General features: G+C 57.8%; 6 protein-coding genes, 2 tRNA genes and 3 rRNA genes. 10 read left to right on the top strand and 1 reads right to left on the bottom strand.

The genetic code is table 11. From position 1 onward, the window contains the following. The first annotated feature begins 30 nt into the window (after positions 1-30). The 9 genes from J1C59_RS17785 (at position 31) to aceK (ending at position 11,350) form a co-directional block, all read left to right on the top strand. Positions 31-1,570: ribosomal RNA gene (locus J1C59_RS17785) — 16S ribosomal RNA — on the top strand. A gap of 73 nt (positions 1,571-1,643) precedes the next feature. Continuing rightward, positions 1,644-1,720: transfer RNA gene (locus tag J1C59_RS17780), tRNA-Ile, on the top strand. A 138-nt stretch (positions 1,721-1,858) separates the two neighbouring features. Next, a tRNA-Ala gene (locus tag J1C59_RS17775) sits at positions 1,859-1,934 on the top strand. Between the two features lie 206 nt (positions 1,935-2,140). Next, positions 2,141-5,047, top strand: a 23S ribosomal RNA gene (locus J1C59_RS17770). 88 nt (positions 5,048-5,135) lie between these two features. Next, a 5S ribosomal RNA gene (gene rrf / locus J1C59_RS17765) occupies positions 5,136-5,251 on the top strand. The 16S, 23S and 5S rRNA genes sit together here with 2 tRNA genes alongside, the layout of an rRNA operon. 179 nt (positions 5,252-5,430) lie before the next feature. Continuing rightward, on the top strand, positions 5,431-6,360 hold the full coding sequence (gene metA, locus J1C59_RS17760) for a homoserine O-acetyltransferase MetA (RefSeq protein ID WP_140916789.1): 930 nt from the start codon (positions 5,431-5,433) through the stop codon (positions 6,358-6,360). 262 nt (positions 6,361-6,622) lie between these two features. After that, entirely contained in the window at positions 6,623-8,242 is a 1,620-nt protein-coding gene (gene aceB, locus J1C59_RS17755; RefSeq protein WP_140916790.1) for a malate synthase A, read from the top strand. Then, on the top strand, positions 8,239-9,540 hold the full coding sequence (aceA, locus tag J1C59_RS17750; RefSeq protein ID WP_167498242.1) for an isocitrate lyase: 1,302 nt from the start codon (positions 8,239-8,241) through the stop codon (positions 9,538-9,540). The genes aceB and aceA overlap by 4 nt, the downstream gene beginning before the upstream one ends. Positions 9,541-9,601: 61 nt before the next feature. After that, the gene (gene aceK / locus J1C59_RS17745; protein WP_128086640.1) at positions 9,602-11,350 is read left to right on the top strand and encodes a bifunctional isocitrate dehydrogenase kinase/phosphatase; all 1,749 of its coding nucleotides are present in this window, start codon (positions 9,602-9,604) and stop codon (positions 11,348-11,350) included. Here aceK and iclR read toward each other — a convergent pair. Beyond that, complete coding sequence (iclR, locus tag J1C59_RS17740; protein ID WP_128086639.1) at positions 11,325-12,152, bottom strand: glyoxylate bypass operon transcriptional repressor IclR; 828 nt, start codon at positions 12,150-12,152, stop codon at positions 11,325-11,327. The genes aceK and iclR overlap by 26 nt on opposite strands. A gap of 239 nt (positions 12,153-12,391) precedes the next feature. Here iclR and metH point away from each other — a divergent pair, with 239 nt between their 5' ends. Then, positions 12,392-16,027, top strand: coding sequence for a methionine synthase (metH, locus tag J1C59_RS17735; protein ID WP_422615490.1), 3,636 nt, complete (start codon positions 12,392-12,394; stop codon positions 16,025-16,027). Positions 16,028-16,093: the final 66 nt, after the last annotated feature.

The following is a 16,093-nucleotide window of genomic DNA, read 5'->3' as shown; positions in this document are numbered from 1 at the left end:
CGCTGGACTTGTTCCGGCAAATCAAACTTTAAATTGAAGAGTTTGATCATGGCTCAGATTGAACGCTGGCGGCAGGCCTAACACATGCAAGTCGGACGGTAGCACAGAGAGCTTGCTCTCGGGTGACGAGTGGCGGACGGGTGAGTAATGTCTGGGGATCTGCCCGATAGAGGGGGATAACCACTGGAAACGGTGGCTAATACCGCATAACGTCGCAAGACCAAAGAGGGGGACCTTCGGGCCTCTCACTATCGGATGAACCCAGATGGGATTAGCTAGTAGGCGGGGTAATGGCCCACCTAGGCGACGATCCCTAGCTGGTCTGAGAGGATGACCAGCCACACTGGAACTGAGACACGGTCCAGACTCCTACGGGAGGCAGCAGTGGGGAATATTGCACAATGGGCGCAAGCCTGATGCAGCCATGCCGCGTGTATGAAGAAGGCCTTCGGGTTGTAAAGTACTTTCAGCGGGGAGGAAGGCGGTGCGGTTAATAACCGCGCCGATTGACGTTACCCGCAGAAGAAGCACCGGCTAACTCCGTGCCAGCAGCCGCGGTAATACGGAGGGTGCAAGCGTTAATCGGAATTACTGGGCGTAAAGCGCACGCAGGCGGTCTGTTAAGTCAGATGTGAAATCCCCGGGCTTAACCTGGGAACTGCATTTGAAACTGGCAGGCTTGAGTCTCGTAGAGGGGGGTAGAATTCCAGGTGTAGCGGTGAAATGCGTAGAGATCTGGAGGAATACCGGTGGCGAAGGCGGCCCCCTGGACGAAGACTGACGCTCAGGTGCGAAAGCGTGGGGAGCAAACAGGATTAGATACCCTGGTAGTCCACGCCGTAAACGATGTCGACTTGGAGGTTGTTCCCTTGAGGAGTGGCTTCCGGAGCTAACGCGTTAAGTCGACCGCCTGGGGAGTACGGCCGCAAGGTTAAAACTCAAATGAATTGACGGGGGCCCGCACAAGCGGTGGAGCATGTGGTTTAATTCGATGCAACGCGAAGAACCTTACCTACTCTTGACATCCAGCGAACGGGGCAGAGATGCCCCGGTGCCTTCGGGAACGCTGAGACAGGTGCTGCATGGCTGTCGTCAGCTCGTGTTGTGAAATGTTGGGTTAAGTCCCGCAACGAGCGCAACCCTTATCCTTTGTTGCCAGCGATTCGGTCGGGAACTCAAAGGAGACTGCCGGTGATAAACCGGAGGAAGGTGGGGATGACGTCAAGTCATCATGGCCCTTACGAGTAGGGCTACACACGTGCTACAATGGCGCATACAAAGAGAAGCGACCTCGCGAGAGCAAGCGGACCTCACAAAGTGCGTCGTAGTCCGGATCGGAGTCTGCAACTCGACTCCGTGAAGTCGGAATCGCTAGTAATCGTGGATCAGAATGCCACGGTGAATACGTTCCCGGGCCTTGTACACACCGCCCGTCACACCATGGGAGTGGGTTGCAAAAGAAGTAGGTAGCTTAACCTTCGGGAGGGCGCTTACCACTTTGTGATTCATGACTGGGGTGAAGTCGTAACAAGGTAACCGTAGGGGAACCTGCGGTTGGATCACCTCCTTACCTTAAGATACCTTCCCGCGCAGTGCTCACACAGATTGTCTGATAAAAAGTAACGAGCAGAAAAAACCTCTACAGGCTTGTAGCTCAGGTGGTTAGAGCGCACCCCTGATAAGGGTGAGGTCGGTGGTTCAAGTCCACTCAGGCCTACCAAATTCGCACTCACGCTGCGTTATGTCTCCGGCTCGCATAGTTCACTATGCTTCGCGAAGACATGCCTTGCCTGAGCACGAATTGCACTTCTCACGAAGTGTACTCGGTTGGACGTAGTGGTCTCTGCAGTAACTGTATGGGGCTATAGCTCAGCTGGGAGAGCGCCTGCCTTGCACGCAGGAGGTCAGCGGTTCGATCCCGCTTAGCTCCACCATACCGTTTTAACTGTTTTTTCTGAATACCTCAGAGCGTACCGGCAACGGTGTGCTGCGAAGTATTATGCTCTTTAACAATCCGGAACAAGCTGAAAATTGAAACGACGTAGCGCGTCATCCCTCCGTAATAAGGGGTGGCAGAGCGATACGGTCGGGTCTCTCAATGCTTGCAGTCCGCAGCGTGAAAAACGCCTGTGGGTTGTGAGGTTAAGCGACTAAGCGTACACGGTGGATGCCCAGGCAGTCAGAGGCGATGAAGGACGTGCTAATCTGCGTAAAGCGACGGTAAGGTGATATGAACCGCTACAGCCGTCGATGTCCGAATGGGGAAACCCGGTGCACTCTGTGCATCATTGCAGCATGAATACATAGTGCTGCAAGGCGAACCGGGGGAACTGAAACATCTAAGTACCCCGAGGAAAAGAAATCAACCGAGATTCCCCCAGTAGCGGCGAGCGAACGGGGAGCAGCCCAGAGCCTGAATCAGCCTGTGTGTTAGTGGAAGCGTCTGGAAAGTCGCAGGGTACAGGGTGATACTCCCGTACACAAAAACACACGGTCTGTGAGCTCGATGAGTAAGGCGGGACACGTGGTATCCTGTCTGAATATGGGGGGACCATCCTCCAAGGCTAAATACTCCTGACTGACCGATAGTGAACCAGTACCGTGAGGGAAAGGCGAAAAGAACCCCGGCGAGGGGAGTGAAACAGAACCTGAAACCGTGTACGTACAAGCAGTGGGAGCCTCTTTTATGGGGTGACTGCGTACCTTTTGTATAATGGGTCAGCGACTTATATTCTGTAGCAAGGTTAACCGTATAGGGGAGCCGCAGGGAAACCGAGTCTTAACTGGGCGTTAAGTTGCAGGGTATAGACCCGAAACCCGGTGATCTAGCCATGGGCAGGTTGAAGGTTGGGTAACACTAACTGGAGGACCGAACCGACTAATGTTGAAAAATTAGCGGATGACCTGTGGCTGGGGGTGAAAGGCCAATCAAACCGGGAGATAGCTGGTTCTCCCCGAAAGCTATTTAGGTAGCGCCTCGTGAACTCATCTCCGGGGGTAGAGCACTGTTTCGGCTAGGGGGCCATCCCGGCTTACCAACCCGATGCAAACTGCGAATACCGGAGAATGTTATCACGGGAGACACACGGCGGGTGCTAACGTCCGTCGTGAAGAGGGAAACAACCCAGACCGCCAGCTAAGGTCCCAAAGTCATGGTTAAGTGGGAAACGATGTGGGAAGGCACAGACAGCCAGGATGTTGGCTTAGAAGCAGCCATCATTTAAAGAAAGCGTAATAGCTCACTGGTCGAGTCGGCCTGCGCGGAAGATGTAACGGGGCTAAACCATGCACCGAAGCTGCGGCAGCGGCGCGTATGCGTTGCTGGGTAGGGGAGCGTTCTGTAAGCCGTCGAAGGTGTGCTGTGAGGCATGCTGGAGGTATCAGAAGTGCGAATGCTGACATAAGTAACGATAAAGCGGGTGAAAAGCCCGCTCGCCGGAAGACCAAGGGTTCCTGTTCAACGTTAATCGGAGCAGGGTGAGTCGACCCCTAAGGCGAGGCCGAAAGGCGTAGTCGATGGGAAACAGGTTAATATTCCTGTACTCGGTGTTACTGCGAAGGGGGGACGGAGAAGGCTATATCAGCCGGGCGACGGTTGTCCCGGTTTAAGCGTGTAGGCGGAGGGTCCAGGTAAATCCGGACTCTTTTAACGCTGAGGCGTGACGACGAGGCACTACGGTGCTGAAGTGATAAATGCCCTGCTTCCAGGAAAAGCCTCTAAGCATCAGGTAACACAGAATCGTACCCCAAACCGACACAGGTGGTCAGGTAGAGAATACCAAGGCGCTTGAGAGAACTCGGGTGAAGGAACTAGGCAAAATGGTGCCGTAACTTCGGGAGAAGGCACGCTGGCGCGTAGGTGAAGGGACTTGCTCCCGGAGCTGAAGCCAGTCGAAGATACCAGCTGGCTGCAACTGTTTATTAAAAACACAGCACTGTGCAAACACGAAAGTGGACGTATACGGTGTGACGCCTGCCCGGTGCCGGAAGGTTAATTGATGGGGTTATCCGTAAGGAGAAGCTCTTGATCGAAGCCCCGGTAAACGGCGGCCGTAACTATAACGGTCCTAAGGTAGCGAAATTCCTTGTCGGGTAAGTTCCGACCTGCACGAATGGCGTAATGATGGCCAGGCTGTCTCCACCCGAGACTCAGTGAAATTGAACTCGCTGTGAAGATGCAGTGTACCCGCGGCAAGACGGAAAGACCCCGTGAACCTTTACTACAGCTTGACACTGAACATTGAGCCTTGATGTGTAGGATAGGTGGGAGGCTTTGAAGCGCGGACGCCAGTCTGCGTGGAGCCATCCTTGAAATACCACCCTTTAATGTTTGATGTTCTAACGTGGCCCCGTAATCCGGGGTGCGGACAGTGTCTGGTGGGTAGTTTGACTGGGGCGGTCTCCTCCTAAAGAGTAACGGAGGAGCACGAAGGTCAGCTAATCACGGTCGGACATCGTGAGGTTAGTGCAATGGCATAAGCTGGCTTGACTGCGAGAGTGACGGCTCGAGCAGGTGCGAAAGCAGGTCATAGTGATCCGGTGGTTCTGAATGGAAGGGCCATCGCTCAACGGATAAAAGGTACTCCGGGGATAACAGGCTGATACCGCCCAAGAGTTCATATCGACGGCGGTGTTTGGCACCTCGATGTCGGCTCATCACATCCTGGGGCTGAAGTAGGTCCCAAGGGTACGGCTGTTCGCCGTTTAAAGTGGTACGCGAGCTGGGTTTAGAACGTCGTGAGACAGTTCGGTCCCTATCTGCCGTGGGCGCTGGAGAATTGAGGGGGGTTGCTCCTAGTACGAGAGGACCGGAGTGAACGCACCACTGGTGTTCGGGTTGTCATGCCAATGGCACTGCCCGGTAGCTAAGTGCGGAAAAGATAAGTGCTGAAAGCATCTAAGCACGAAACTTGCCCCGAGATGAGTTCTCCCTGACTCCTTGAGAGTCCTGAAGGGACGTTGAAGACGACGACGTTGATAGGCCGGGTGTGTAAGCGCAGCGATGCGTTGAGCTAACCGGTACTAATGACCCGTGAGGCTTAACCTTACAACGCCAGAGGCGTTTTTGAGAGACGATTTTCAGCCTGAACCGGATAAATCTGCGCGGCCCAGGGCGGCGCGGAAGACAGAATCTGCCTGGCGGCTTTAGCGCGGTGGTCCCACCTGACCCCATGCCGAACTCAGAAGTGAAACGCCGTAGCGCCGATGGTAGTGTGGGGCCTCCCCATGCGAGAGTAGGGAACTGCCAGGCATTGTATAAGTGAAGAAGCCCCGCACGCGAGTGCGGGGCTTTTTTACGTCTGTACGCTGCCCGTTAAAGCTGAAACATTTTCATTTTCTGCATCAAACCTCGACAATCCCGACCGATCAGGCTAATGTTGGGCATCCAGATGTCTAAACGTTTATATGGTTGCAAGAGGTGCGCAGGCTATGCCAATCAGGATCCCCGACGAATTACCGGCAGTGAATTTTTTACGCGACGAAAACGTCTTTGTGATGACCTCGTCGCGCGCCAGTATTCAGGAGATCCGCCCGCTTAAAGTGCTCATACTCAATCTGATGCCGAAGAAGATCGAAACGGAGAATCAGTTTCTGCGTCTGCTGTCCAACTCACCGCTCCAGATCGATATTCAGCTGCTGCGTATCGACAGCCGTGAGTCACGCAATACGCCCTCTGAGCACCTCAACAACTTCTACTGCAATTTTGAAGATATCCAGCATGACAATTACGACGGCTTAATCGTTACAGGTGCGCCACTCGGGCTGGTCGATTTTAATGATGTCGCCTACTGGCCGCAGATCCAGCGCGTGCTGCACTGGGCCAACGAGCATGTCACCTCCACCCTGTTTGTCTGCTGGGCAGTGCAGGCCGCACTCAATATTCTGTATGGGATCCCCAAGCAAACCCGGCATAACAAACTGTCGGGCGTCTATGAACATCAGATTCTGCATCCTCATGCCTTACTGACGCGGGGATTTGATGATAATTTCCTGGCGCCCCACTCGCGCTATGCGGATTTTCCTTCTCAGCTGATCAGGGATTACACCGATCTTGAGCTGTTTGCTGAATCGGAACAGACGGGTGCCTATCTGATGGCGAGCAGGGACAAACGTCTGGTGTTCGTTACCGGCCATCCGGAGTATGACGCCCTGACGTTGTCAGGTGAGTATCATCGTGATTATGAAGCGGGCGTGAATCCGGACGTTCCCTATAACTATTTCCCGCAGGATAATCCGGCCCTGGCACCGCGTGCAACCTGGCGTAGCCATGGCAACCTGCTGTTCTCCAACTGGCTCAACTACTACGTTTACCAGATTACGCCATTCGATCTGCGTCATATGAACCCGACGCTGGAATAGTCCCGGTCCGGGATCAACTGAACCGTGTTAGCCACTGGCAGCACGGTTTTTTTTCGCCTGTACAACGTTGCTGAAAAGAGTTCCCTTATCTGTTCAGACTTTAACATCAGCAAATTCAGTAAGATAAACTCGCTTTATTATAAAAATGGAAATAGTTTTTGATTTAAGAAAATAAATGCTTATGCTCTGATCCTGTAGCTCATAAAACCAGCACCCTATGGATCCGCTGCAAACGATCCTTTGAATACAGGAGAGCGCCAGCATGACAGACTCAGTGATCAGCCATTCCCTGATTTTCAGCCAGCCCTTTAGCCATGCCGAACAGCGGGTGTTAACCCCCGACGCGATTGCCTTCCTTGAAAGCGTGGTCGCGCGCTTTGCCCCACAGCGCGAAGCCCTGTTATTGGCGCGTCAGCAGCGCCAGCTTCGTTACGATCAGGGCTATCTGCCGGACTTTGATATGGAAACCGCTTCCATAAGAGAAAGTGAGTGGCGCATTCAACCTATTCCGGCAGATTTAGTCGATCGCCGGGTTGAGATTACCGGTCCGCCCGATCGCAAAATGGTGATTAACGCGCTGAATGCCAACGTAAAAGTCTTTATGGCTGACTTTGAGGATTCGCTGTCGCCGGAATGGAAGAAACTGATCGAAGGTCAGCTCACACTGCAGGAGGCGGTGCAGGGCACGCTGAGTTTTACCAGCGATAACGGCAAAATCTATCAGTTAGGTGCCACTCCTGCGGTCCTGATGTGCCGGGTTCGCGGCCTGCATCTGTCAGAAAAGCATGTCAGCTGGCAGGGTGAGGCGATTCCGGGCGGTCTGTTCGACTTTGCGCTCTACTTCTTCCACAACGTTCGTCCCCTGCTGGCCAAAGGCAGCGGGCCATACTTCTATCTGCCAAAGACCGAGAGCTGGCAGGAGATCGCCTGGTGGCGTGAGATCTTCAGTTTCAGTGAGGATCACTTCGATCTTCCTCGCGGAACGATCAAGGCCACGGTACTGATCGAAACCTTACCCGCCGTTTTTCAGATGGATGAGATCCTGTGGAATCTGCGCGATCACATCACCGGCCTCAACTGCGGTCGCTGGGATTATATCTTCAGCTATATCAAGACCCTGAAACAGCATGCCGATCGTGTGCTGCCCGATCGCCAGTCCGTCACCATGGATCAGCCGTTCCTGAATGCCTATTCACGGCTGCTGATCAAAACCTGCCATCGACGGGGCGCGTTTGCGATGGGCGGCATGTCGGCGCTGATCCCTGCGAAAGATCCCTCGCGCAACGCCTGGGTCCTGCAGCGCGTAAAGGAAGATAAGCAGCGGGAAGCCGGTAACGGCCACGACGGCACCTGGATTGCGCACCCTGGTCTGGCCGATACCGCGATGGCGGTTTTCGATGCCGCACTGGGCAGGCGATCGAACCAGCTGCACATCCTGCGTGAAGAGGATGCGCCCATCACCGCAGAGCAGTTGCTCGCGCCCTGTCCGGGTGAGCGAACCGAGGCCGGAATGCGCGCCAACATCCGTGTCGCGCTGCACTATCTGGAGGCCTGGATCAGCGGCAATGGCTGCGTGCCGATTGACGGGCTGATGGAAGATGCGGCGACCGCAGAGATCGCACGCACCTCTATCTGGCAGTGGATTCGTCATCAGCAGCGCCTCAGCAATGGCCAGCTGGTCACCGCCGAACTGTTTCTGCGCTGGCTGAATGAAGAGCTGCACCTGCTGCAGAATGCGCTGGGCGAAACGCACTTCAGCGCCGGCCGCTATAGCGATGCGGCGCAGCTGATGGCGCAGATCACCACGGAGCGCGAGCTGGTTTCCTTTCTTACCCTGCCAGGCTATCGCCTGATCCCCCAGACAGAGGAGCTATTGCCATGACACGTACTCAACAGACAGAACAACTCGAACAACTCTGGCAGACCGCACGCTGGCAGGGAATTACCCGTCCCTACAGCGCGGCAGAGGTGGTTAATCTGCGCGGATCGGTTCTGCCCGCCTGTACGCTGGCCACGCGCGGCGCGGAAAAGCTCTGGGCGCTGCTGAACGGCGGGGCGAGGAAAGGGTATGTCAACAGCCTGGGCGCGCTGACGGGCGGGCAGGCACTGCAGCAGGCGAAAGCGGGCATCGAGGCGATCTACCTCTCCGGCTGGCAGGTGGCGGCGGATGCCAACGTGGCGGGGCAGATGTATCCGGATCAGTCGCTCTATCCGGTGAACTCGGTGCCGGAGGTGGTTTCGCGCATAAATCAGACCTTCCAGCGCGCCGATCAGATTCAGTGGTCCGGCGGTATTGAAGCCGGTGACAGCCGCCACATCGATTTCTTTCTGCCGATCGTGGCGGACGCAGAAGCAGGATTTGGCGGCGTGCTGAATGCGTTTGAGCTGATGAAGGCGATGATTCAGGCGGGCGCGGCGGCGGTTCACTTCGAAGATCAGCTGGCGGCGGTCAAAAAATGTGGTCACATGGGCGGCAAAGTGCTGGTGCCGACGCAGGAAGCGATTCAGAAACTGGTCGCGGCACGACTGGCTGCGGATGTGATGGGAGTGCCAACCCTGCTGCTGGCCCGGACCGATGCCGATGCGGCCGATCTGCTGACCTCCGACTGCGACGAATATGATCGGCCCTTTATCCGCGGCGATCGCACGGCTGAAGGTTTCTTCCGCACCCATGCCGGGATTGAGCAGGCGATCAGCCGCGGGCTGGCCTATGCGCCATACGCGGACATCCTGTGGTGCGAAACCTCCACGCCCGATCTGGCGATGGCGCAGCGCTTTGCCGATGCCATTCATGACCGTTTTCCGGGCAAGCTGCTGGCGTACAACTGTTCGCCTTCGTTCAACTGGAAAAAGAACCTCGACGATCGCACCATCGCGAAGTTTCAGCAGTCGCTCAGCGACATGGGCTATCGCTTCCAGTTCATCACGCTGGCGGGCATCCACAGCATGTGGTTCAACATGTTCGATCTGGCTCACGCCTACGCACAGGGTGAAGGCATGCGTCACTACGTTGAAAAGGTTCAGCAGCCTGAGTTCGCCGCCCGCGATCGCGGTTACAGCTTCTCCTCGCACCAGCAGGAGGTGGGCACCGGCTATTTCGATCAGGTGACCAATATCATTCAGGGAGGAAAATCGTCGGTGACGGCGCTGACCGGCTCCACCGAGGAGCATCAGTTCTGACCTTTTCCGCTGACTGATCCCCCGCCCGCCCTGTGCGGGCGGGCACTGACCGGAGCCGATTATGCCGCCACGCGAATCGCTGATCGCCCACACCATTCTGCAGGGGTTTGATGCGCAGTATGGCCGCTTCCTCGACATTACGGCTGGCGCGCAGCAGCGCTTTGAACAGGCGGAATGGCAGGCGGTGCAGCATGCCATGAAAGCCCGTATTCATCTCTATGATCATCATGTCAGCCTGGTCGCTGACCAGCTGCGGGTGCTGAACGGCGCAGCAGACTGGGATGTGACGTTCTGGCTGCGGGTCAAGGATCACTATCAGAGCCTGCTGCCCGGCTATCCCCGGCATGAAATTGCCGAAAGCTTTTTCAATTCCGTCTACTGCCGGTTACACGGACATGCCGATCTGCAGCCGGATCGGCTGTTTATCTTCACCTCTCAGTCCCGCACCGCGCCCGTCACGCCCCTGCGTCCGCTGTCGCGCACGTATCAGCCGCAGCGGGGCTGGCGGCCGCTGGTGGATCAGGTGCTGGACGATCTGCCTTTCACCCTGCCGTGGCAGCATCGTGCGCGCGATGTCGGCTGGATTGTCCGCCACCTGCAGTCGCACTTTCCCCGGCTGAACCAGGGCTGGCTTGAGGTCAACAGCGAGCTTTTCTACCGCAACAAAACCGCCTGGCTGGTGGCGCGTCTGCATCTGCCGGAGGGGATCTTTCCCTGTCTGCTGCCCGTCCAGCGCAGTGACGCGGGCGAACTGTGGATCGACACCTGTCTGACCGATGTGAACGACGCCAGCATCGTTTTCGGTTTTGCCCGCGCCTATTTCATGGTGTATGCCCCGGTGCCGGCGGCGCTGGTCGCCTGGCTGCAGCCGATTCTGCCCGGCAAAACGCTGGCGGAGCGCTACATGGCGATCGGCTGCCAGAAGCACGGTAAGACCGAATGTTATCGCGAATATCTTCAGGCGCTGGCCGAGAACAGGGCGGCGTTTGAGATCGCGCCCGGCGTGCGTGGCATGGTGATGCTGGTCTTTACGCTGCCGGGCTTTGACTGGGTCTTTAAGGTCATCCGGGATCGCTTTGCACCGCAAAAAGAGGTGACGGAAGCGCAGGTCCGCGCCTGCTATCAGCAGGTTAAAGAGCACGATCGCGTGGGGAGGATGGCGGATACCCAGGAGTTCGAGCAGTTTGCGCTGCCGCTGGCGCGCCTTTCACCGGCACTGCTGGCGGAACTTTACGCCTGCGTGGCGGAGAAACTGCATGTCGAAGGGGATCGCCTGATCGTTCGTCATCTGTGGCTGGAACGGCGTATGCAACCGCTCAATCTCTATCTGGCGCAGGCCAGCGCCGCCGAGCGCCAGCACGCTATCGATGAGTATGGCAATGCCATCAAACAGCTGGCGGCGGCCAATATCTTTCCGGGCGACATGCTGTTTAAAAACTTCGGCATCACCCGTCACGGCCGGGTGATCTTCTACGACTACGATGAGATTCGCCCGATGCAGGATCTGAACTTTCGTGAGGTGCCTGCGGCGCGCTATGAGGAGGATGAGCTGAGCGCCGAGCCGTGGTACAGCGTCGGGCCGGACGATGTCTTTCCGGAAACCTTCCGCTATGCGTTATGCAGCGAAGCCGTGACCGGCGCATTGCTGCTGGCGCTGCATCCGGAGCTATTCGACGCTGGCTGGTGGCGCGCCCAGCAGCAGCGCATCGCCCGCGGCCATGTGGAAGAGGTGATCGCCTGGCGGCAGACGCAGCGTTTCAGCGTCTGCTACGCCGCTGAAGCGATTAACGGCCGCTATACGCCAGCGTGACCTGACGCGCTTCCCGGATGACCAGCGCCCCCAGTTCGGTAATGCGATCGTCTGTCATGCGGGCAATGGGGCCGGAGATGGAGAGCGCGGCAAACGCGTCGCCATGCTCATCATAGATAGGCGCGGCCACGCAGCGCAGCCCCAGCGCATGCTCCTCATCATCCAGCGAAAAGCCCGCTTTGCGCACCTGCGCCAGATTCTCTTTCAGGCTCTGCGGTGACATCAGGGTTTTCGGCGTGTAGTAGTGCAGCCCTTTCTGATGCAGCAGGGCCGTGACCTGATCCTCGCCCAGATGCGCCAGAAACGCTTTGCCCGCGCCTGATGCATGCATCGGCAGCTTGCCGCCAATCGGCGCTGACATCCGCATCAGCTGGGTACACTGCACCTGATCGATGATCACCGCCTGGTGATCGCTGAGATCCAGCACCGCCAGATTGACCGTTTCGCCGGACTGCTCCATCAGGCTGCGCAGCACCGGATGCACCAGCGCCAGCAGATTCCGGCTCTGCAGAAAACTGCTGCCGACCACAAAGGCGTGCGCGCCCATCGTCCAGAGACCCAGATCGCCGACCTGGCGGACAAAGCCCTGCTGCTGCATGGTGCTGAGCAGGCGATGTGTGGTGGAGTTTGGCAGGCCCGCCTGCTGCGCCAGTTCGGTCAAGGCGACGCTGCCATGTGAATCGGCAATCAGCTCCAGCAGCGTCAGGCCACGGGTCAGCGACTGTACCTGTCCCCCCGCTGGCGCGGCGGCAGGGGAGCTTCTTGGTTTCTTGCCACGCTTTACAGGAACCGGCGTTGCCATCGTGTTTCTCCTTTTGCATTGTGGAAATCATTTTCGTTTTAATCCGCCGGTTTGCAAACGCTGGTTTTCTGGTCAGACCTGTCACGTCGTGCTGAAAATGTCTTATCTGTGGTCACTTTGTCGCCTGACCAGCTTGTGCCAGAATGAAAATCGGGGTTTTCGCCAGCAGACTGACGTGAAATGGGGCAACAGTGAGCAGAAAAATCGACGCGTTACATCAGCAGCTCGCCCAACGCATTATGGTGCTGGATGGCGGCATGGGCACCATGATCCAGCGCTACGGGCTGGAAGAGCAAGCGTTTCGCGGCAGCCGGTTCGCTGACTGGCCCTGCGATCTGAAAGGCAACAACGATCTGCTGGTGCTGAGCCAGCCGCAGGTGATCCGCGAGATCCACGACGCCTATCTGGCCGCAGGGGCGGATATTCTCGAAACCAACACCTTCAACGCCACGTCGATCGCGATGGCGGACTACCTGATGGAGAGCCTGGCGGCGGAGATCAATCTTGAAGCCGCCCGGCTGGCGCGCGCCTGTGCCGACGCGTGGACGGCAAAGACGCCGGATCGTCCGCGCTATGTGGCGGGGGTGCTGGGGCCGACCAACCGCACCTGCTCGATCTCGCCTGACGTTAACGATCCCGCTTTCCGCAATATTACCTTCACCCAGCTGGTGGCGGCGTATCGCGAAGCGACCCGTGCGCTGGTGGCGGGCGGGGCGGACATCATCATGATCGAAACCGTGTTCGATACGCTGAATGCCAAGGCGGCGGTCTATGCGGTGCAGGCGGAGATGGAGGCGCTGGGCGTTGCGCTGCCGCTGATGATCTCCGGCACCATTACCGACGCCTCCGGCCGCACGCTCTCCGGCCAGACCACCGAAGCCTTTTACAACGCCCTGCGCCACGCGGAACCGCTCTCCTTTGGGCTGAACTGTGCGCTGGGGCCGGATGAGCTGCGCCAGTATGTGGCGGAGCTGTCGCGGATTGCGGAAAGCTACGTGTCCGCGCATCCCAACGCGGGTCTGCCCAACGCGTTCGGGGAGTACGATCTGGATGCCGCGCGGATGGCAGAGCAGATTGGTGAGTGGGCGAGGGCGGGGTTCCTGAATATTATCGGCGGCTGCTGCGGCACCACGCCGGAGCATATCGCGGCCATGGCCCGCGCGGTGGACGGGGTCGCACCGCGCCCGCTGCCGACCCTTCCGGTGGCCTGTCGCCTTTCTGGCCTGGAGCCGCTGAACATCACCGCCGAGTCGCTGTTTGTGAACGTCGGTGAGCGCACCAACGTCACCGGCTCAGCTAAATTCAAACGGTTGATCAAAGAGGAGAAATATAGCGAGGCGCTGGAGGTGGCGCTGCAGCAGGTACAGAACGGCGCGCAGATCATCGACATCAACATGGATGAGGGAATGCTCGACGCCGAAGCGGCGATGGTGCGCTTTCTGAACCTGATAGCGGGTGAACCCGACATCGCCCGTGTGCCGATCATGATCGACTCCTCGAAATGGGCGGTGATTGAAAAGGGTCTGCAGTGCATTCAGGGCAAAGGGATTGTGAATTCGGTGTCGATGAAAGAGGGCGAAGCGGCCTTTATTCACCAGGCGCGCCAGGTGCGGCGTTACGGCGCGGCGATGGTGGTGATGGCGTTTGATGAGGTGGGTCAGGCGGACACCCGCGCCCGTAAAATTGCGATCTGTCGCCGGGCCTACCGGATCCTGACGGAGCAGGTCGGTTTCCCGCCGGAAGACATTATCTTCGACCCCAACATCTTTGCGGTCGCCACCGGCATCGACGAGCACAATAACTACGCTGCGGATTTCATCGGCGCCTGTGAAGATATCCGGCGGGAACTGCCCCATGCGATGATCTCCGGCGGCGTCTCCAACGTGTCGTTTTCCTTCCGTGGCAACGACCCGGTGCGTGAAGCGATACACGCGGTCTTCCTCTATTACGCCATCCGCAACGGCATGGATATGGGCATCGTCAACGCAGGTCAGCTGGCCATCTATGACGATCTGCCAGCGGAACTGCGTGACGCGGTGGAAGATGTGATTCTGAACCGGCGCAATGATGGCACCGAGCGGCTGCTGGCGCTGGCGGAGAAATACCGCGGCGGAAAAGGCGATGAGGCGCAGGAACAGCAGCTGGCGGAGTGGCGCAGCTGGACGGTTGCGAAGCGGCTGGAGTATGCGCTGGTCAAAGGGATCACGACCTTTATCGAACAGGATACCGAAGAGGCGCGCCAGCAGATGCCGCGTCCGATTGAGGTCATCGAAGGCCCCCTGATGGCCGGCATGAACGTGGTGGGCGATCTGTTCGGCGAAGGCAAAATGTTTCTGCCGCAGGTGGTGAAATCGGCGCGCGTAATGAAGCAGGCGGTGGCCTGGCTGGCGCCCTTTATCGAAGCCAGCAAAGAGGCGGGGCGCAGCAACGGCAAAATCGTGCTGGCCACGGTGAAAGGGGATGTGCATGACATCGGCAAGAACATCGTCGGCGTGGTGCTGCAGTGCAATAACTACGAGATTGTGGATCTCGGCGTGATGGTGCCGGGCGAGAAAATCCTCAAAACCGCGCGGGAAGTGAATGCCGATATTATCGGCTTATCGGGCCTGATCACGCCGTCGCTGGATGAGATGGTCAATATGGCAAAAGAGATGGAGCGGCAGGGCTTTACGCTGCCGCTGCTGATTGGCGGCGCGACCACCTCGAAGGCGCACACCGCCGTCAAAATTGAGCAGCACTACAGCGGCCCGACCGTCTACGTGCAGAACGCCTCACGCACCGTGGGCGTGGTGTCGTCGCTGCTCTCCCCGACCCTGAGAGAGGAATTCATCGCGCGAACCCGCAAAGAGTATGAAACCGTGCGCATCCAGCACGCGCGTAAGAAGCCCCGCACGCCGCCGATCCCGCTGCAGGCGGCGCGCGATAACGCCACCGTTATCGACTGGCAGAGCTATACGCCGCCGGTGCCGCATCGGCCGGGCGTCAGTCAGGTGGAGGTGAGCATTGCGACGCTGCGCAACTATATCGACTGGACGCCGTTCTTTATGACCTGGTCGCTGGCGGGCAAATATCCCCGCATCCTGGAGGATGAGGTGGTGGGCGAAGAGGCACAGCGTCTGTTTGCCGATGCCGGTGCGATGCTCGACAGGCTGAGCGAACACTCCCTGCTCTCGCCGCGTGGCGTGGTCGGGATTTTCCCGGCGAACCGGGTCGGCGATGATATCCATATTTACCGGGATGAGCGGCGCGAGGAGATTTTGTGTGTAAGTCATCACTTACGTCAGCAGACCGAGAAAACGGACTTCGCGAACTACTGCCTGGCCGATTTTGTGGCCCCGAAAACCTCAGGAAAGGCAGATTATCTGGGGGCGTTCGCGGTGACGGGCGGACTGGAAGAGGATGCGCTGGCGGAGGCTTATGATCGCCAGCATGATGATTACAACAAGATCATGGTGAAGGCGCTGGCGGACCGTCTGGCCGAAGCCTTTGCCGAATATCTGCATGAGCGGGTGCGAAAGGTCATCTGGGGCTTTGCGCCGAACGAAAATCTCAGCAATGAAGAGCTGATCCGGGAAAATTATCAGGGAATTCGTCCGGCACCCGGCTATCCGGCCTGCCCGGAGCACACTGAAAAAGCCGCTATCTGGCGTCTGCTGGCGGTGGAGCAGCAGACCGGCATGAAACTCACCGAATCCTTTGCGATGTGGCCCGGCGCGTCCGTGTCGGGCTGGTATTTCAGTCATCCCGAGAGTCGCTATTTCGCCGTTGCGCAGATCCAGCGTGACCAGGTTGAGGATTATGCGGCACGCAAAGGGATGCCGGTGAGTGAGGTGGAGCGCTGGCTGGCACCCCATCTCGGCTACGATGCGGAGTGAATAAAAAAAGCGGCCAGCGGGCCGCTTTTCTCTTCTGACGCTGTTCCCTTCGCATTAAGCTCAGGT

Source organism: Pantoea deleyi (genome assembly GCF_022647325.1).
In the GTDB taxonomy this organism is placed as follows: domain Bacteria; phylum Pseudomonadota; class Gammaproteobacteria; order Enterobacterales; family Enterobacteriaceae; genus Pantoea; species Pantoea deleyi.
This window is presented reverse-complemented; position numbering and strand designations above follow the sequence as displayed.